The sequence below is a fragment of the Microbacterium sp. A84 genome, from assembly GCF_051842815.1.
GTDB lineage: Bacteria > Actinomycetota > Actinomycetes > Actinomycetales > Microbacteriaceae > Microbacterium.
In genome coordinates this window covers 451,201-469,390 of record NZ_JBPXMS010000001.1, presented here as the reverse complement: position 1 = coordinate 469,390, position 18,190 = coordinate 451,201, and the positions used below count along the sequence as shown (strand labels likewise).

Here is an 18,190-nt window from a genome sequence, read left to right as displayed (position 1 = left end):
ACTGGCGACATTGCCGCTTCCAGCCTACGCGGGCAACAGGCCGATCGCGACATCGTTGGGGCGAACTGGTGCAGGAAGCACCGATTCGCCCATCAGGAAGCGGTCGACGCTCGCTGCAGCCGCACGGCCTTCCGCGATCGCCCACACAATCAGCGACTGTCCACGACCCGCGTCACCCGCCACGAAAACGCCCGAGATCGTCGACTCGTATGCGTCATCGCGCTGGAAAGCACCACGGTCGGTCACCTGCGGAAGCGTGTCAGCCGTGAAACCGTCTTGCTCAGGCCCGGTGAAGCCCATCGCGATAAGAATCAGATCGGCCGGGATCTCGCGTTCTGTACCGCTCTTTGGCACACGGCGTCCATCGACGTACTCGGTCTCGGCGACACGCAATGCACGCACCTCGCCCGCGTCGTTGGAGAGGAACTCGACAGTGGATGCCAGGTAGTGACGCTCCCCGCCCTCTTCATGAGCAGATGACACCTCAAACAGCGTCGGCATCATCGGCCACGGCTGGTGGTCTGGCCGGTCGGTACCCGGCTGCGTGCCGATCGCGAGGTTCGTCACACTCAGAGCACCCTGACGGTGTGCGGTGCCGATGCAGTCGGCGCCGGTGTCGCCACCACCGATGACGATCACATGCTTGCCCTCAGCGGTGATTTGGTTGTGCACGGCGTCGCCGGCAACAGCATGGTTCGATTCGACGAGGTACTCCATGGCGAAGTGCACGCCGTCCAGGTCACGCCCGGGGATCGCCAGGTCACGAGGCACCGTGGAACCAGTGGCGATCACGACGGCGTCATATCGCGCGCGCAAGTCCGCCCAACTGATGTCCTTGCCGATCTCGACTCCGGCACGGAAACGCGTGCCTTCCTCCTGCATCTGGCGCAACCGCGACTCCACGTGCGTCTTTTCCATCTTGAAGTCCGGGATGCCGTAGCGAAGCAGTCCACCGATGCGGTCGTCGCGCTCGAAGACAGCGACGGTGTGCCCTGCCCGCGTGAGCTGCTGAGCGGCGGCGAGCCCGGCGGGGCCGGAGCCGACGACGGCAACGGTCTTGCCGGTGAGCCGCTCGGGCGGTTGCGGTTCGACCCAGCCCTTCGAGAATGCCTCGTCGATGATCGAGACCTCGACCTGCTTGATTGTCACAGCCGGCTGGTTGATGCCCAGCACACAGGCACTCTCACACGGTGCCGGGCACAGCCGTCCGGTGAACTCCGGGAAGTTGTTCGTCGCATGCAGACGCTCGATCGCAGAGCGATCCTCGCCGCGCCAGGTCAGATCATTCCATTCCGGAATCAGGTTTCCGAGCGGGCAGCCAGACTGGCAGAACGGCACGCCACAGTCCATGCACCGGCCGGCCTGACGGCGCAGCACTGCCTTGTCGCCCGGCTCGTAGACCTCTTTCCAGTCCATGATGCGAACCGGCACCGGACGGCGAGCGGGGAGCTCACGCTCCGTCACCTTCAGAAAGCCCTTGGGATCAGCCACCGGTAACCTCCAGGATTCGGTTCCAGACGACATCGCCATCCGGGTCGATGCCGGCTGCCTCTGCCTCCTGACGCATTGCCTGCACTGCCGCGAAATCACGCGGCAGTATCTTTACGAATTCGGATGCCACGGTGTCGAAGTCCGCCAGCATCCGGGTGGCCAACGGAGAATCGGTGCGCTCCGCATGCTCGATGAGCAGGCTGCGCAGCACCTCGAGATCCGCGCGATCCAAAGTCTCCAGTCGCAGCTCACCGCTCTCGCGGGACTGCAGGTTGACCTTCTCGGTTGACAGAGCGTGCACGTACGCGACGCCCCCGGACATCCCGGCGCCGACGTTGCGGCCGGTCGCTCCGAGAATGACCGCCACGCCGCCCGTCATGTACTCCAGGGCGTGGTCTCCCACGCCTTCCACAACTGCCGTGGCCCCGGAGTTGCGCACCAGGAATCGTTCGCCGACGACGCCGGAGATGAACATCGAGCCCGATGTCGCACCGTACCCGATGACGTTGCCTGCGATGACGTTCTCGTGCGGAGCGATGAGTGCGCCGCGTGATGGGCGCACGACTATGTCGCCGCCGGACAACCCCTTGCCGACATAGTCGTTGGCGTCGCCCTCGAGCCGCAGCGAGATCCCCGACGGCATAAACGCACCGAGGGATTGCCCCGCCGTGCCGTGAAGCGTCACATCGATCGTTCCGCGAGCGAGTCCCTCCGCGCCGAAGCGCACGGTGACCTCGTGGCCGAGCATGGTGCCCACCGCACGCTCCGTATTGCGGATCGGCAGTTCGATGACAGTGGGGGCTCCGTCGGTCAGCGACTCCTGGGCCATCTCGATGAGCTGCACATCGAAATGCTTGTCGAGTTCGTGTTCCTGGGCGCGGCCGCTCCGACGAGGCTCAGATGCGGGGAACACCGGCCCTTCGAGCACGGGTGACAGGTCCAGCCCGTCAGCCTTCCAATGTTCGATCGCGGCGTTCGCCTCGATGAGGTCGGTACGACCGATGATCTCATCGAGCGTCCGGAACCCGAGCTCGGCGAGGATCTCACGTACCTCCTCCGCGATGAACTCCATGAAGTTGACGACGAACTCAGGCTTCCCGGTGAAACGCTCGCGCAGCGCCGGATTCTGCGTGGCTACGCCGACTGGACAGGTGTCCAGATGACACACGCGCATCATGATGCAACCACTGACAACGAGCGGAGCGGTGGCGAAACCGAACTCCTCCGCACCGAGCAGGGCGCCGATGATCACGTCACGGCCGGTCTTGAGCTGCCCGTCGACCTGCACTACGACGCGATCGCGCATGCCATTGAGCATGAGCGTCTGCTGCGTCTCAGCAAGTCCGAGCTCCCACGGCGTTCCCGCGTGCTTGAGCGAGTTCAGCGGGCTGGCGCCGGTGCCACCATCGTGGCCGGAAACCAGGATGACGTCGCTGAGCGCCTTCGCGACTCCTGCGGACACTGCACCGATACCGGACTGGCTCACCAGCTTCGTGTGAATGCGAGCCTGCGGGTTGGCCCGCTTCAGATCGAAGATGAGCTGCTTGAGGTCTTCGATCGAGTAGATGTCGTGGTGTGGGGGCGGCGAGATGAGCCCCACGCCGGCAGTCGCGTGGCGCGTGCGCGCCACCCATGGATACACCTTGGTCGGCGGCAGCTGGCCGCCCTCGCCGGGTTTGGCTCCCTGGGCGAGCTTGATCTGGATGTCATCAGACTGGGTGAGATAAAGGCTCGTGACGCCGAAACGACCGGATGCCACCTGCTTGATCGAGCTGCGACGCTCGGGATCCAGCAGACGATCGACATCCTCGCCGCCCTCCCCCGTATTCGACTTGCCGCCGATCCGGTTCATCGCGATCGCCAGAGTCTCGTGCGCCTCACGGGAGATCGAGCCATAGCTCATTGCCCCGGTCGAGAAGCGCTTCACGATCGAGCTCACCGATTCGACCTCGCCCAATGGCACCGGCGGTCGATCCTGCGTACGGAATTTGAACAGCCCGCGCAGCGTCTTCAACTCGGATGCCTGATCATCGACGAGCTTGGTGTACTCGCGGAAGATGTCATAGCGACGGTTGCGCGTCGAATGCTGCAGCTTGAACACCGTCTCGGGGTTGAACAGGTGCGGCGCACTGTCACGTCGCCACTGGTACTCGCCACCGGTCCACAGCCGCTCGTGTGCGCGCGCTGCAGAATCTTCTGGGTAGGCGTAGTCGTGACGCGCCTGGTTCTCGGCGAACACGTGTTCAATGCCGATGCCGCCGAGCTTGGTCTCGGTGCCAGTGAAATAAGTGTCGATAAGTTCTTGGCTGAGACCGACAGCCTCGAACACCTGGGCTCCCGCATACGAGGACACCGTCGAGATCCCCATCTTCGACATGATCTTCAGCACGCCCTTACCCAGCGCGTAGATCAGGTTGCGGACGGCTGTCTCCGGTGAGATATCGGTGATGAATCCGGTGCGCACCAGATGCTCCACCGTTTCCATCGCGAGATAGGGGTTCACCGCGGACGCACCGTAACCGATGAGCGTGGCGACGTGGTGGACCTCGCGCACGTCGCCGGCCTCGATGATCAGACCGACCTTCAACCGGTTCTCACGACGGATCAGATGGTGATGGATCGCAGAGACCATGAGTAGCGACGGAATCGGCACCAGGTCTTTGTTGGAGTCGCGATCCGACAGGATGATGAACTCGGCGCCGTTCTCGATCGCCTCGTCCACCTCAATGCACATCTCATCCAGGCGTTCCTGCATCGTATGCGCACCGGCATCGAAGTGATACAGGCCGCCGATCGTCACCGCAGAGCGTCCAGCCAACGCGCGGTCGATGTAGCGGATCTTTGCCAGCTCATCGTTGTCGATCACCGGGAAATCGAGAGTGACGGTGCGCGTGTGCTCCGGTCCCCAGCTGAGCAGGTTCCGCTCTGGCCCGAGGCCCAGCCTCATGCTCGTGACGACTTCTTCGCGGATCGAATCCAGCGGAGGGTTCGTCACCTGGGCGAACTGCTGCGTGAAGTAGTCGAACAGCAGGCGCGGACGTTTGCTGAGCACCGCGATCGGTGTGTCAGAGCCCATGGCGCCCAGCGGTTCGACGCCGTTCTGTCCCATCGGCGTCAGAAGAATGCGCACCTCTTCTTCGGTGTAGCCGAAGGTGCGCTGACGGCGCGTGATGGATGCCGGCGGATGCACAATGTGCTCGCGCTCTGGTAGATCGGCCAGACGCACTGCGCCCTCGTCGAGCCACTGCTGCCACGGGTGCATAGTGGCGAGGTCCTGCTTGATCTCATCGTCTTCGACGATGCGGCCAGCCGCTGTGTCGACCAGGAACATCTTGCCAGGCTGCAGCCGTCCACGACGCTTGATACGTTCAGCGTCAAACTCCAACACGCCGGTCTCAGACCCGATGACAACCAGACCGTCGGTGGTCTCCGTCCAACGTCCGGGGCGCAGACCATTGCGGTCGAGAGTGGCGCCGACGAGAGTTCCGTCGGTGAAGATGAGAGCGGCAGGGCCGTCCCACGGCTCCATGTGGTTCGAGTGGTACTCGTAGAACGCGCGAAGCTCCGTCGAAATGTCGGTCTGCTTCTCGTATGCCTCAGGAACCATCATCATGATGGCGTGCGGCAGGCTGCGACCGGTGAGCGTCAACAACTCGAGCACCTCATCGAACGATGCGGAGTCACTCGCGCCCGGCGTGCAGATCGGCAGCAGCGGGCGCACATCGCCCAGCAGTTCTGACTCGAGCTGCGACTGACGTGCCCGCATCCAGTTGCGGTTGCCGCCGACGGTGTTGATCTCGCCGTTATGCGCCAGCATGCGCAGCGGCTGCGCCAGCGGCCACGACGGGAAGGTGTTGGTGGAGTAGCGCGAGTGCACGACCGCGAGTTCAGATGTGAAGCGCTCATCCTGCAGATCAGGGTAGAACGGCTCCAGCTGAAGAGTCGTGACCATGCCCTTGTACCCGAGCGTGCGGCTGGAGAGCGAAACGAAGTAGGCACCGAGCTCGTGACCTGCGCGCTTGCGCAGGCGGTACGCCACGCGATCCAAGGCGATGCCGGACACACGCGCATTGTCGCCCGGAACAGGAGCTGGAGCGGATGCCACGAAGATCTGCTCGAACGCGGGTCGTGCTTCATCGGCGAGCTTGCCGAGATTCTGGTTAGCGGTGGGGACCACTCGCCAACCGAGGACTGTCAGGCCCTCTTCGCGTGCGATCTTCTCAACGCCTGCCTTCTGGGCGCGCCGTTCACCGGCCTGCAACGGCAGGAAGGCGAGTCCGGCGGCGTATTCGCCAGCAGCGGGAAGATCGAAGTCAGTGACTTCGCGGAGGAATTCGTCTGGCATCTGAGTGAGGATGCCTGCACCGTCGCCCGTTCCGGAGTCGGAACCGATAGCGCCTCGGTGCTCGAGGTTGCGCAGCGCTTGCAGGGCAAGCTGGATGATGTCGTGCCCCGCGGTGCCGCGGAGCGTTGCGACCATCGCGAGGCCGCAGGCATCCTTTTCGAATGCCGGGTTATACATTCCCTGCTTCGGGGGGTAAGCGCCGGATGCGCCGTAGGGAGGTTGGAAGTACACGAGTACCGTCCTCAGATAATCAAGTGACACCGGGGACGACGTCGGCCCGCTCGTTCAGTGCAATGGTTTCCTTACTCGGCGAGTGAGGCTTTTACCGGGGGCTGTCTTCGCCCGTGGGAGCGGTGCTTTTGGCGGTAGCTCCAGCGATGACGTCGACCGGAGGCTCGCTCACGTCGACGAAATCATCGAGATTGTCCTGCGATTCTACAACAGCGTCGGTATCTTTCCGCGCGCGCCCGGGAGCGTACGGTGTCGCTTCGCGGCCAGTGTGACGGCGTGTCTGCACGACGAGGATCACGATGCCGACAACAACGCCGATGATCGCGGCCCACACGTTGCTGCGCAGGCCAAGAATGATCTCGCTGGGATCGATGCGGATCGACTCCCAGACGATGCGGCCCGCGCTGTACCAGATCAGGTAGATCGCGAAGACCTTGCCCCACTGCAGGCTCAGGCGATGCCCGATCCAGAGCAGGAAGAAAACGCCGAGCACGTTCCAGACGACCTCATAGAGGAAGGTGGGGTGAAAGAGGGTGCCTTCGGCAAGCCCTGGGGGGAACGCGACGTTGTCGGATTCGATCTCCAGGCCCCACGGCAGGTCTGTCGGCAGGCCGAAGAGTTCGTGGTTGAACCAGTTGCCGAACCGGCCCATCGCCTGTGCGAGCAGGAGACCGGGGGCGAGAGCGTCAGCGAAGGTCCAGAATCGGATGCCGGTCCACTTGCATCCAAGATATGCACCGACTGCACCACCGAGAAGTGCGCCGAAGATCGCAATGCCACCCTCCCAGATTGCCCAGACGGATCCGGGTTCAAAGGGGTTCCAGGTGTTCTTGCCCTCGCCGAAATAGAAGTTCGGGTGCGTCAGAACGTGGAAGATGCGTGCGCCGATGATGGCGAGCGGCACCGCGAGAATGGCGATGTCGATGACAACCCACGGCTCGGCTCCGCGCTTCGTGAGACGACTGTTCGTCATCAGCGTGGCGACGATGATCCCCGCGATGATGCAGAGCGCGTAGAAGTGGATACGCAGCGGTCCGAGGTCGATGTAGCTGACCTCGGGACTCGGGATGCTGGTGAGCACGCCAGTGAGGGCAGTGTGGAACGCGAGTGACATGAGTGCGATTCTAGTTCTCGTGTGAGGTGACTGCGGACGGTGTGCCCGCAGCAAGGGATTTGGTGACGTCCGCGAGAGCCTCAAGGCCGCCATCGCGGAGGGCTCGTACCAGTGCGGTGCCGACGATGGCGCCGTCAGCGTATTCGACGACACCGGCGATCTGTTCGGCAGTTGAGATGCCGATACCGACGCAGGCGCGGGTGGCGCCGTGTGCGCGAAGGCGTGCAACCAGCGTGCGCGCTGCCTGGTCGAGTTCGGCGCGCTCGCCCGTAATGCCCATGGTCGACACCGTGTAGATGAAACCGGTGGACGATTTCACGACGAGATCGAGACGCTCATCGGTCGAGGTCGGTGCGGCGAGGAAGATGCGATCGAGGCCGGTGCGCTCGCTTGCGGCGATCCACTCCCCTGCGGCTTCCGGTGTGATGTCAGGGGTGATGAGACCTGCTCCGCCGGCGGCAAGCAGATCGTCGGCGTAACGATCGACGCCATACTGCAGCACCGGGTTCCAGTAGCTCATCACGACAACGGGAACGTCGGTCTCTGCGCTGATCGCAGCGATCGCGGTGAAGAGATCCCGTGTCTTGAAGCCGGCTGCGAGAGCGGTCTGTGTGGCTTCCTGGATGACCAGACCGTCCATCACCGGGTCACTGTATGGCGGCCCGAGTTCGATGACGTCAACACCATTGCGCGCAAGCGTGAGTGCAGCCTGGATGCTGGTGTCCAAATCAGGAAATCCGACCGGAAGGTATCCGATGAAGGCACCCCGCCCGGCATCGTGAGCCTTCTGAATGGCTGCTTCGACGCGGCTCATCGCGAAGTCTCCTCATCCGCGGCTGCCGCGTCGGCAGCGTCCTTGTCGTACAGCTCGAAGTAGCGTGCCGCGGTGTCCATATCCTTGTCACCACGGCCGGACAGGCAGACAGCGATGATGGCATCTGAACCCAGTTCCTGGCCGATGCGCAATGCGCCAGCCAGGGCGTGCGCGGACTCGATCGCGGGGATGATGCCTTCGGTGCGACTCAGCAGGCGCAGTGCCTGCATCGCCTCGTCATCGGTGGCGGGGATGTATTCTGCACGACCGATGTCAGCGAGCCAGGAGTGCTCCGGACCCACGCCCGGGTAGTCGAGGCCGGCAGAGATCGAGTGCGACTCGACAGTCTGGCCGTCTTCGTCCTGCAGCACATACGTGCGTGCGCCGTGCAGCACACCGGGGCGTCCTCGTTCGATGGATGCCGCGTGCTTGTCCGTGTCGACGCCGTCGCCGGCCGCCTCCACACCGTAGAGCTTGACGCCTGGGTCATCGAGGAAGGCATCGAACATGCCGATCGCGTTGGAGCCGCCACCGACACATGCCACGACGGAATCCGGCAGGCGCCCGGTTTCGTCGAGCAGCTGCTGGCGTGCCTCTTCGCCGATGATCTTCTGGAAGTCGCGGACCATCGCCGGGAACGGATGCGGGCCTGCCGCGGTTCCGAAGATGTAGTTGGTCGTCTCTACCGTGGCGACCCAGTCGCGATACGCCTCGTTGATCGCATCCTTCAGGGTGCGGGAGCCAGTGGTGACCGGAATCACCTCGGCACCCAGCAGACGCATGCGAGCGACGTTGAGTGCCTGCCGCTCGGTGTCGACCTCGCCCATGTAGATGGTGCAGTCCAAGCCGAACAGCGCGGCCGCCGTCGCCGTGGCGACGCCATGCTGACCGGCGCCGGTCTCCGCGATCACGCGGGTCTTTCCGAGTCGCTGTGTGAGCAGCGCCTGGCCGAGGACGTTGTTGATCTTGTGGCTGCCGGTGTGGTTGAGGTCCTCGCGCTTGAGGAATATGCGGGCTCCCCCCGCGTGCGCCGCGAATCGCTTCACTTCGGTGAGCGCAGACGGACGCCCGGCGTAGGAACTGAGCAGGCGTGCGAGTTCAGCGCGGAATGCGGGATCAACGATGGCCTGTTCGTAGGCCTCGGTAAGCTCGTCGATCGCCGCGATCAACGACTCCGGCATGAATCTTCCGCCGAATTCGCCGAAGAACGGCCCCGGTTGGTCGCGCAGGCTCATCCCACCTCCAAGAAGCTCTTCAGCGTGGCGACCGGATCACCGGTGACCAGCGCTTCGCCGATCAACACGACATCTGCACCCGCCGAGCGGTAGCGCGCGACGTCGGCTGATGTGAGCACAGCGGACTCCGCGATCTTCACGGCATCCGCGGGAATCCGATCAACCAGTGTGCTGAACAGATCGCGATCAAGCTCAAGGGTCTTCAGGTTGCGCGCGTTGACACCGATGAGAGACGCTCCGAGATCGATTGCGGCTTCCAGCTCGTCGGCCGAGTGTGTCTCGACCAACGGCGTCATACCCAGATCGGTGATCAGCGCGAAGAGATCGTGCAGAACCTTCGGCTCAAGCCCCGCGACGATCAGCAGTGCGAGGTCGGCGCCAGCGGCGCGCGCCTCTAACACCTGATACGGCGTGGCGATGAAGTCCTTGCGCAGCACGGGCAGAGACACACGTGCAGTAACCGCCTCGAGATCGGCCAGGCTGCCGCCGAATCGCCGCTCCTCGGTCAGCACGCTGATCGCGGATGCGCCGCCGGTCTCATAAAGCGACGCCTGGTACGCGGGATCGGGAATATCAGCGAGCGCGCCGCGAGATGGACTGGCACGCTTCACTTCGGCGATGATCTTCACCTGTGCGGCAGGCGCCAGTGCTGCGCGTGCGTCTTTGGCTGCCGGGCGCGCGAGGGCTGCCTGTTCGACCGCTGCGAGCGGACGAGTGAGCGCGCGACGCTCGGCATCCGCGACTGCGCCGGCCGTCAGGTCGGCGAGGACCACTAGTGCCCCTTAGGGGAATACTTGTGGCCGTTCACTCCCCAACCAGCTTTGGCCAGGATCACGCCCAGAAGCATGCCGACGACAACGATGCCGACGGAGATCCAGACGAAAAGAGGCTGGTCAAGGCAGTAGGCGACCGTGCCGGCCGCTACGCCAATGAGCATGACCACCACAGCGGTCCATGCCGCCGGCGAGTGTCCGTGGCCGGGGTCAGCGATCGGGTTGGTCATGTTCTCCTCCGAGGCGGTCGTGCGGGTATTACGTTCAGTCTATCCGGGTCACCGAGTGGGGTCAGTGCCACGCGACAGGTCATCCCAAGAATCGATCGCGTCGACGGTGCTGTCGGCATCTTCATGGGAGTGAGTATCGGTGCGGAAACGCTTGCCACCGGTCTTCCATCGACTCGCAGTGACGAGCACGAACACCGACGTCACAATCAGCAGGACCCAGCCGATCAGGGCGAGCAATGGCCAGGACGAGGGCGTGATCGACGCGATCAGGTCAGAGACGGCTGTCCCTCCGGCAAGCCCCGTCGTCTCGGTCACAGTCGGCGCCACCGCTGTCTCCGGGGCGCTGAAGAGGATCTCGGCCGTCCACCAGGAAAGCAAGACCCCGGCGAGAAGCGCAAGGGTCGCAAAGACGTAGCGCAACGCCGGGCCGACGATCGCGATCGCGGCGCCGAGTGCGAGCACCGCGAGGCTCAGCGGGGCCAGCAGTGCGACAGCATCTGCACCGGGGACGAGGATCGACTCACCGGCATCCGCTCGATCTACCGTCAACCAGGTCTGCGTGGACGAGATGATGCCGATCCCGCCGGCGAGCAGAAGCCCGATGACGGAGGTGCTGCGGCCGCGGCGGACGAAACTCATTCGGCGTCGCCTGATTCCGTCCGCTCGGCAGACAATCCGTCGACGGCTTCGAGATCGGCCGCGTCAAAGCACGTACGCGTGCCGGTGTGACATGCAGGACCACTCTGATCGACGAGCAGCAGGATGGCGTCACCGTCGCAGTCGAGTCGCGCCTCGTGAATGTGCTGCACGTTGCCCGAGGTGTCGCCCTTCCGCCAGTACTCCTGGCGCGAGCGCGACCAGTAGGTGACGCGGCCGCTGGTCAGTGTGCGGCGCAGCGCCTCCGCATCCACCCAGGCGAGCATCAGCACCTCACGGGTGTCCCACTGCTGCACGATCGCCGGAACAAGCCCATCGGCGTTCCAATCGACCTGAGCGATCCGAGCTTCGAGGTCGCTCATCGAACCAGTATCCCTTCGGCGCGCATGGCGTCCTTCACGTCTCCCACCGTCAACGCACCGGAGTGGAACACGCTCGCGGCGAGCACGGCATCCGCTCCGGCCTTGATCGCGGGTGCGAAGTCGGTGGCTGCGCCCGCGCCGCCGGAGGCGATCACTGGCACAGATGACACCTCGCGCATGAGGCGAACCAGTTCCAGATCGAAACCGTCACGAGTGCCATCCGCGTCAATCGAGTTGACCAGGAGCTCTCCAGCGCCGCGCTCGATTGCTTCGCGTGCCCACGACAGCGCGTCCAGAGTGGTCGCCGTGCGGCCGCCGTGCGTGGTCACCATGAAGCCGGATGGCGTCGTGGATGCGCGCTTGATATCCAGAGAGAGGACGAGGACCTGTGCACCGAAGCGGTCGGCGATTTCGCCGATCAGATCAGGACGAGCGATTGCGGCCGAGTTCACTCCGACCTTGTCCGCGCCAACGCCCTGCAATCGTGCGACGTCTTCGACACTGCGCACGCCTCCGCCGACGGTGAGCGGCACGAATACCTGTTCGGCGGTGCGCTGCACGACGTCGTAGGTGGTGGCACGTTCGTCGACCGTGGCGGTGACGTCGAGGAAAGTGATCTCGTCGGCACCCTGCGCGGCGTAGTGTGCGGCCAGCTCGACGGGGTCGCCCATATCGCGCAGATTCTCAAAGTTCACGCCCTTGACGACGCGACCAGCGGCCACATCAAGGCACGGGATGACGCGACTGGTGAGCGTCATCAGAGTCTCGCAGCGTGGATGGCCGTAACCAGCAGCGCCCGAGCGCCGAGCGCGTAGAGGTCATCCATCACCTGGTTGATTCCCTTGCGCGGCAGCATCACGCGCACGGCGATCCACTTCGGGTCCTGCAACGGTGAAACAGTCGGCGACTCACGACCGGAGGCGATTGCCGCAGCCTGGTCGAGCAGCTCGGCTGGCAGATCGTAGTCGAGCAACACATAGCGACGCGCAACGATCACTCCGCGCAGGCGCCGCAGCAGCCTCTCGGTGCCCTCAGCATCGCCGGGACGGCTGATGAGCACGGCCTCTGACTCGATGATGACGGGGCCGAAGATCTCCAAGCCCGCCTGACGGAGCGTGGTTCCGGTTTCGACGACATCTGCGATCGCATCGGCGACGCCGAGCTGCACAGCCGATTCGACCGCGCCGTCGAGCGGCACGAGGGTTGCCTCGACGCCGTGCTCACGCAGGAATGTGTCGACGAGGCCGGGGTAAGCGGATGCGATGCGCACGCCAGCCAGATCCTCAATCGAGGAGAACTTTCCGGCCGGGGCGGCAAAGCGGAACGTGGAGTGCGCGAAACCGAGCGCCTGAATCTCACGGGCCTGCTGAGGAACATCACGCAGCAGGTCACGCCCCGTGATGCCGACGTCAAGCGCGCCGGATTCCACGTAAGTGGCGATGTCGCGTGGCCGAAGGAAGAAGAACTCGACGTCGTTCGGCGCGTCGACGACGTGCAGGGTCTTGGAGTCTCGACGACCGGAGTAACCGGCTTCGGCGAGCATCTCGGCGGCGGTCTCGGCGAGCGAGCCCTTGTTAGGAACAGCAATACGCAGCATGGGGAGAACTTTCAGATCAGAGGAAGGGGGCGGCACACATCAGAGATGTCGGTAGACATCTTCGAGGCTCAGCCCCTTCGCGATCATCATCACCTGCACGTGATACAGCAGCTGAGAGATCTCTTCAGCAGCCTCGGCGTCAGATTCGTACTCGGATGCCATCCATACCTCGGCGGCTTCCTCGACGATCTTCTTGCCGATCGTGTGCACTCCGCCGTCGAGTTCGGCGACGGTGCCGGAACCGGCAGGGCGGGTCTCGGCCTTGACGCTGAGCTCAGCGAACAGCTCGTCGAAAGTCTTCACGCTTCAAGGCTAGCGGCTCGCGCGCGCTCTCGGAGCCCGCTGATGGCCGCTTCGATGTTCACAGCACCGTATACGGCAGATCCGGCGACAAATGTGTCGGCGCCCGCCTCGGCGGCCTGAGCGATCGTGTCGTCGGAGATACCGCCATCCACCTGGAACCAGACACTGGATCCACGCCGTCGTGCCTCGGCGACCAGCGCGCTCAACTTCGGCATCGCCTGGGTCATGAATCCCTGGCCCCCGAAGCCGGGTTCCACCGTCATCACGAGGATCTGGTCGAACTCGTCGAGGATCTCGTACAGGCTGTCGCCGGACGTGCCTGGCTTGATCGCGATACCGGCACGGGAACCGATATCGCGGAGTCGCCGTGCGAGCGTGACGGGTTCGGCTGCGGCTTCGAGGTGGAATGTGACGCTGGCCGCGCCCAGCTCCGCGTAACCGGGCGCCCAGCGATCTGGATCAGAGATCATCAGATGCACATCGAGAGGTACGGGACTTGTGGCCTGGATGCGTTCCACCATCTGCGGGCCAAACGTCAGGTTCGGCACGAAGTGGTTGTCCATCACGTCGACATGCACAAAGTCGGCGGTGGCGATGCGGGCGAGATCTGCCTGCACGTTGACGAAGTCAGCGGAGAGGATGCTGGGATTGATACGCGGAGCGCTGGGAAGGCTCATCTGGTCATTCTCCGTTCTCGGTGTTCTTTGACTGATCTGTTCTCGGCTGTTCAGTGCGTTGCAGCAGCGCGAGGAACATCGCGTCGGTGTTGTGTCGGTGCGGCCACAGCTGTACCTGACCGGATTCGTTCGTGCCCAGATCGATGGGGCTCTGTGCGAGCTGGGTCAGTACCGCCCTGGCATCCAACTCAACGATGTCGTTGCGGGTGCGCAGCACTTCAGCGACGACGCCTGAAGTCTCAGCGAGGTGGGGCGAGCACGTCACATAGGCGACGATGCCACCCGGAGCGAGGGCGTCGAGGGCGCCAGCCAGCAGCTGTTCCTGCAGCGGCACAAGCGCTGCGACATCGGCCGGGGTCTTGCGCCATCGCGCCTCGGGTCGCCGACGGAGGGCGCCGAGGCCAGTGCACGGCGCGTCCACGAGGATACGGTCGTATCGACCAGGGTTCGCCGCGGTGAGCTCACGCCCATCCTGTTCATGGACGACGACATCGCCCGGCACAGCCTTCAACGCTCTGCGCACGAGTCCGGCGCGGGCATGGATGACCTCATTGGCCTCGAGCGTCACTTCGTGCTGGCGCGCGATCGCGGCCAGCAGTGCGGTCTTGCCGCCGGGGCCCGCGCAGAGATCCAGCCACTGCTCCCCCGCCGCGATCGGCTTGGCCGAAGTGAGCGCCAGCGCGACCAGTTGGGATCCCTCATCCTGAACGCGTACCGTGCCACCCGCAGCGGCCATAATCTTCTGCGGATCCCCACCTGGCGAGCCGAAGGCGGTCACCGCGTAGGGCTTGGCCGGTTCGCCACGCTCGGCGAGGCCGGGAAGCGCGACCAGCGTGACCTCTGGCGAGACGTTGTCGGCGTCCAGCAGAGACTCCAGCTCATCGGCGCGACCCTGCGCGGCGAGGGCACGGCGCAGTGCACGGATGATCCATACCGGATGCGCAGTGCGCAGCCCTAGTCGCTCATCGTCCGAGCGGGCCTCTTGTTCGATGCGCTCTTCCCACTGCTCTGGTGTGTCGCGGGAGATCTTCCTCAGTACCGCATTCGTAAAGCTGGACGGACCACGACCGAGGTTCGACGCGACAAGATTCACCGATTCGTTCACGGCTGCGTGGGTGGCAACGCGCGTGGCCAGCAGCTGGTGCGTCGCAAGACGCAATGCGTCGAGCACGGCGCCATCGATCTCCTCGGTGGGACGGCCGGCGGCAGAAGCGATGATCGCGTCATAGGTGCCGCGACGCCGCAGAGTGCCGTAGGTCAGCTCGGTGGCGAGGGCGGCATCCTGCGTGTTCAGACCTGCGTCTGTGATCGCTGACGGCAGGAGCAGGTTCGCATAGGCGTCAGATTCGCTGACTGCTCTCAGCACGTCGTAGGCGACGCGTCGGGCGGGTTGCACGTGGCGATTCTGTGCGGGGCGGTCCGGGCGATTCTGTGCCGGGCGCCGCTGCTCACCGCTCATGCGCCGGCTCGCAGAGTGTCGTCGCTGCGAAAGCCGCGCCACCAGTCTGTGGCGTTCATGGCTCCTTTTCCTGCGGGCTGTACTCGAGTGACCTCGAGCGGCGTTGTCGCCGTGCCGATCAACAGCGAGTGTTTCGTCGCCGCGATAACGCCGGGCGCAAGCGCACCTGCCTCAGACACATCCACACCGTCGGCAGGAGACGCCCCGAGAATCTTGACGCGAAGATCACCCACGGTCGTGTGTGCTCCTGGTTCAGGCGTGACGCCGCGGAATCGCGCGTAGATCTCGTCCACCGGAAGAGTCCAGTCCAACTGCCCGTCGTCGAGCGTGAGCTTCGGCGCCACCGTGACTTCACCCTCCTGCGGGAGAGCTGTCGCGGTGCCGTCCGCGATACCTGCCACGACCTCGGCGGTGAGATCCGCGCCATCATGGGCGAGCACGTCGAGCGCAGAATCGGCGTTGGCATCAGATGGCAGCGGCACAGTGCGCGCGGCGAAGACGTCGCCAGCATCCAGCGCAGCGACGAGCTGGAAAACGCTCACCCCTACCTCGGCATCTCCGGCAATCAGCGCACGCTGCAGCGGTGCCGCACCACGCCACTGCGGCAGCAATGAAAAGTGCAGGTTTATCCAACCGTGGGTCGGCGTCGAAAGCAGCGGCTCACGAACCAGCCCTCCGTACGCGACGATCACACCGAGCTCTGGACGCAGCGCACTGATCCGCCCGGTCGCATCATCATCGAGACGGGCCGCCTTGATGATCGGCAGTCCCATTTCCGCGGCAGCCTGCGCGACCGCGGAGGGAGTCAGCACGCGCTTGCGCCCGAGCGGCGCATCAGGGCGTGTGACAACCGCGACGATCTCGTGTGAGAGCGCAAGCGTGCGCAGAGTGGGGACGGCAGCGGCGGGTGTGCCGGCGAAGACGAGTCGCATAAAGGTTCTCCGGAAGGAATGGGTTAGAGCTCTGGATCGAGGATATCGAGCCGCAATGAAAGCGGGATGCGCGTATTGTTCTGCCCTCGCCGGCGGCGTCGCTTAACAGCCTCTGCCACCACTACAGCGCGAAGAGCCGTGGAAACGACATTGCCGGCGCCGTATTCGAAACGGACCAGCGCGCGCACGCGCCCTTCGTCCGTCTCGATCGGCACCGGCCCGAGGACCGCATCCGATGGCAATGGCAACTCTCGCAGCGCGTCGAGGGCGCGCTCAACGGAGTCGGGTACCCCTTCGACAAGGGCAACTCGAGTCGTGGGTGGCATGTGCAGCGGGGCGCGCTCTTCCAGTTCGGAGCGCGCATAGCCGGCTTGATTCCAGGTGGCCAGTGCTCGTCCGACTGCACCGTCCACGCCAACCAGATGAACCGGAGCGCCTGGCGCGGCAAGGGCTGCGGCATTGGACCACCAGCGCAGGCAGGACTCACCGATACGGAGGTCAGGCGCCTGCAGCATCCGCGAGCCGTCCAACAGCACGACCGCGCGGTAGCCCCCATCTGCCAGTGGTTCTGCGCCACGCGTTGCGACCACCAGTGCCGGCGCGGCAGAGACCAATTCGACGGGGTGTGCACCGTCGGCGACGATCACGCGCACCCCGGGAAACGCACGGCCGAGCTCGTCGGCGGTGCGTTCGCTCCCCGATGACGCCAGTCGCAGCTGTGTAGACGAACATGACGGGCAGCTCCACGCCCGCGCCGATATACCGCACCAGGCGCACACCGGCACAGCGCCTCTGTGGCGTGCCCCGAGAGGGCCTCCACAGGGCGCGCAGCGGGCGGGGGCACGGCACTCGGCGCACACCAGGCTTGGCGAGAAGCCAGGCCGCGACACCTGCACCAGTACTGGGCCGTGCTCTGTGGCCTTTCGTGCCGCGGCGAACGTGCTGGAGTGCACGCGCTGGGAGGGTGCTTCCATCTCATGAGTCGTGCTCAGCACGACCTTCGGCAGTACTCGCCGCACCGCGCGGACATCCTTCAGCCAGCCTCTGAGTACGAGGCGTTCGGCATCAGACGTGCGGGTATGCCCGGCGAGCATCAGCGCAGAACCCTCCTGCTCCTGACGCAGAAGTGCGGCATCTCTCGCGTGCACGTAGGGCGCGAGCTGTTCACCGAGCAAGGGGTCGCCGTCATCCCAGATCATGACCAGGTCAGCGCGGACCGGCGAGTAAACGGCCGAGCGGTTGCCGACGACGACGCAGGGCGCATCTTCCAGCGTGCGCAGGAACCCGCGATAGCGGTCGGGGTTCGTCTGTCGCGAGTCATGTCGCACGATGGCTTCGGGCGGCAAAAACTCCCCCAGCGTGGCGAGCAACCGGTCGAGGTCACGATGATCGGGTACCACCAGAATCGAGGAGGACCCGGATGCGAGCATCCGGGACGCTGCAGCCGCGAACAGCTCGGTCCAGCGCAGCACGCCGTCTCGGACTCCCGGAATAGCCTCGACGGCGCCGCGCTGTCGTTCCTCCAGCAGCGTGGCGAGTCCGTCGTACTCCTCGAGCACAGCGTCCGCGCGTTCGACCGATTCCGCCGTGAGCACGGGTGGCGCGGCATCCGCCTTCCACGCCTTCTCGACACGCACCTGTCGCTTGGGAATGACCAGGCGAAGGATGTCGGAAGCGGAGCCCGCAGCGCGGTCTGCTGTACGGCGGGCAAGGCGGTAAAGGCGTTCAGGCAGCACTGGCACTGCCGAGACGATCGCCTCCACCGCGGACAGCGGACGCTCAGCGTCGTCTTCTGCAGCAACCTCGATGACGTAGGCGTCGACGAGCCGCCCGGCGGTGCGCAGCGGCACACGCACGCGCACGCCGACCTGGACATCACCGAGTTCGTCCGGAAGTGCGTAATCGAACAGTCGGTCCAGCTGGGGCAGCGGAGACTCCAGCTGCACCCGCGCGATGCGCCGGCTCATCGC

At 64.7% G+C, this 18,190-nt stretch carries 16 protein-coding genes; all 16 read right to left on the bottom strand.

What is annotated here, in order from left to right:
• Nucleotides 1-24 precede the first annotated feature (24 nt).
• Complete coding sequence (locus tag ACSU04_RS02325; protein WP_439288299.1) at nt 25-1,491, bottom strand: glutamate synthase subunit beta; 1,467 nt, start codon at nt 1,489-1,491, stop codon at nt 25-27.
• On the bottom strand, nt 1,484-6,013 hold the full coding sequence (gltB, locus tag ACSU04_RS02320) for a glutamate synthase large subunit (RefSeq protein ID WP_439289407.1): 4,530 nt from the start codon (nt 6,011-6,013) through the stop codon (nt 1,484-1,486). The genes ACSU04_RS02325 and gltB overlap by 8 nt, the downstream gene beginning before the upstream one ends.
• A gap of 145 nt (nt 6,014-6,158) precedes the next feature.
• Nucleotides 6,159-7,181: a prolipoprotein diacylglyceryl transferase gene (gene lgt / locus ACSU04_RS02315; RefSeq protein ID WP_439278222.1), complete on the bottom strand. Its 1,023-nt coding sequence runs from the start codon at nt 7,179-7,181 to the stop codon at nt 6,159-6,161.
• Nucleotides 7,182-7,191: 10 nt separating this feature from the next.
• On the bottom strand, nt 7,192-7,995 hold the full coding sequence (trpA, locus tag ACSU04_RS02310; RefSeq protein WP_439278221.1) for a tryptophan synthase subunit alpha: 804 nt from the start codon (nt 7,993-7,995) through the stop codon (nt 7,192-7,194).
• On the bottom strand, nt 7,992-9,230 hold the full coding sequence (trpB, locus tag ACSU04_RS02305; protein WP_439278220.1) for a tryptophan synthase subunit beta: 1,239 nt from the start codon (nt 9,228-9,230) through the stop codon (nt 7,992-7,994). Before trpB ends, trpA begins: the two co-directional genes overlap by 4 nt.
• On the bottom strand, nt 9,227-10,003 hold the full coding sequence (gene trpC, locus ACSU04_RS02300; protein ID WP_439278219.1) for an indole-3-glycerol phosphate synthase TrpC: 777 nt from the start codon (nt 10,001-10,003) through the stop codon (nt 9,227-9,229). The genes trpB and trpC overlap by 4 nt, the downstream gene beginning before the upstream one ends.
• Nucleotides 10,003-10,233, bottom strand: coding sequence for an HGxxPAAW family protein (locus tag ACSU04_RS02295; RefSeq protein WP_439278218.1), 231 nt, complete (start codon nt 10,231-10,233; stop codon nt 10,003-10,005). Before ACSU04_RS02295 ends, trpC begins: the two co-directional genes overlap by 1 nt.
• A gap of 48 nt (nt 10,234-10,281) precedes the next feature.
• Nucleotides 10,282-10,872, bottom strand: coding sequence for a Trp biosynthesis-associated membrane protein (locus ACSU04_RS02290; RefSeq protein WP_439278217.1), 591 nt, complete (start codon nt 10,870-10,872; stop codon nt 10,282-10,284).
• Nucleotides 10,869-11,252, bottom strand: a complete 384-nt coding sequence (gene hisI / locus ACSU04_RS02285) for a phosphoribosyl-AMP cyclohydrolase (RefSeq protein ID WP_439278216.1) — start codon at nt 11,250-11,252, stop codon at nt 10,869-10,871. The genes ACSU04_RS02290 and hisI overlap by 4 nt, the downstream gene beginning before the upstream one ends.
• A complete protein-coding gene (gene hisF, locus ACSU04_RS02280; RefSeq protein WP_439278215.1) occupies nt 11,249-12,010 on the bottom strand; it encodes an imidazole glycerol phosphate synthase subunit HisF in 762 nt (253 codons plus the stop codon). Before hisF ends, hisI begins: the two co-directional genes overlap by 4 nt.
• Nucleotides 12,010-12,849, bottom strand: coding sequence for an ATP phosphoribosyltransferase (gene hisG, locus ACSU04_RS02275; protein WP_439278214.1), 840 nt, complete (start codon nt 12,847-12,849; stop codon nt 12,010-12,012). Before hisG ends, hisF begins: the two co-directional genes overlap by 1 nt.
• Nucleotides 12,850-12,888: 39 nt before the next feature.
• On the bottom strand, nt 12,889-13,152 hold the full coding sequence (locus ACSU04_RS02270) for a phosphoribosyl-ATP diphosphatase (protein WP_439278213.1): 264 nt from the start codon (nt 13,150-13,152) through the stop codon (nt 12,889-12,891).
• Nucleotides 13,149-13,829 carry a ribulose-phosphate 3-epimerase gene (gene rpe / locus ACSU04_RS02265; RefSeq protein ID WP_439288298.1) on the bottom strand — a complete coding sequence of 227 codons (681 nt, stop codon included), beginning with the start codon at nt 13,827-13,829 and terminating at the stop codon, nt 13,149-13,151. The genes ACSU04_RS02270 and rpe overlap by 4 nt, the downstream gene beginning before the upstream one ends.
• A 4-nt stretch (nt 13,830-13,833) precedes the next feature.
• A complete protein-coding gene (locus ACSU04_RS02260; protein ID WP_439278211.1) occupies nt 13,834-15,225 on the bottom strand; it encodes an RsmB/NOP family class I SAM-dependent RNA methyltransferase in 1,392 nt (463 codons plus the stop codon).
• 59 nt (nt 15,226-15,284) lie between these two features.
• Nucleotides 15,285-16,220 (bottom strand): methionyl-tRNA formyltransferase, encoded by a 936-nt coding sequence (gene fmt / locus ACSU04_RS02255; RefSeq protein WP_439288297.1) that lies wholly within the window; start codon nt 16,218-16,220, stop codon nt 15,285-15,287.
• 23 nt (nt 16,221-16,243) lie between these two features.
• Nucleotides 16,244-18,187, bottom strand: coding sequence for a primosomal protein N' (locus tag ACSU04_RS02250; RefSeq protein ID WP_439288296.1), 1,944 nt, complete (start codon nt 18,185-18,187; stop codon nt 16,244-16,246).
• Nucleotides 18,188-18,190: the final 3 nt, after the last annotated feature.

Excerpts from the sequence above, each read along its gene's own strand:
- gltB (WP_439289407.1), bottom strand. The coding sequence starts at position 6,013 with ATGTATAACCCGGCATTCGAAAAGGATGCCTGCGGCCTCGCGATGGTC.
- lgt (WP_439278222.1), bottom strand. The coding sequence starts at position 7,181 with ATGTCACTCGCGTTCCACACTGCCCTCACTGGCGTGCTCACCAGCATC.
- trpA (WP_439278221.1), bottom strand. The coding sequence starts at position 7,995 with ATGAGCCGCGTCGAAGCAGCCATTCAGAAGGCTCACGATGCCGGGCGG.
- trpB (WP_439278220.1), bottom strand. The coding sequence starts at position 9,230 with ATGAGCCTGCGCGACCAACCGGGGCCGTTCTTCGGCGAATTCGGCGGA.
- ACSU04_RS02295 (WP_439278218.1), bottom strand. The coding sequence starts at position 10,233 with ATGACCAACCCGATCGCTGACCCCGGCCACGGACACTCGCCGGCGGCA.
- ACSU04_RS02290 (WP_439278217.1), bottom strand. The coding sequence starts at position 10,872 with ATGAGTTTCGTCCGCCGCGGCCGCAGCACCTCCGTCATCGGGCTTCTG.
- hisI (WP_439278216.1), bottom strand. The coding sequence starts at position 11,252 with ATGAGCGACCTCGAAGCTCGGATCGCTCAGGTCGATTGGAACGCCGAT.
- hisF (WP_439278215.1), bottom strand. The coding sequence starts at position 12,010 with ATGACGCTCACCAGTCGCGTCATCCCGTGCCTTGATGTGGCCGCTGGT.
- hisG (WP_439278214.1), bottom strand. The coding sequence starts at position 12,849 with ATGCTGCGTATTGCTGTTCCTAACAAGGGCTCGCTCGCCGAGACCGCC.
- rpe (WP_439288298.1), bottom strand. The coding sequence starts at position 13,829 with ATGAGCCTTCCCAGCGCTCCGCGTATCAATCCCAGCATCCTCTCCGCT.
- fmt (WP_439288297.1), bottom strand. The coding sequence starts at position 16,220 with ATGCGACTCGTCTTCGCCGGCACACCCGCCGCTGCCGTCCCCACTCTG.
- ACSU04_RS02250 (WP_439288296.1), bottom strand. The coding sequence starts at position 18,187 with ATGAGCCGGCGCATCGCGCGGGTGCAGCTGGAGTCTCCGCTGCCCCAG.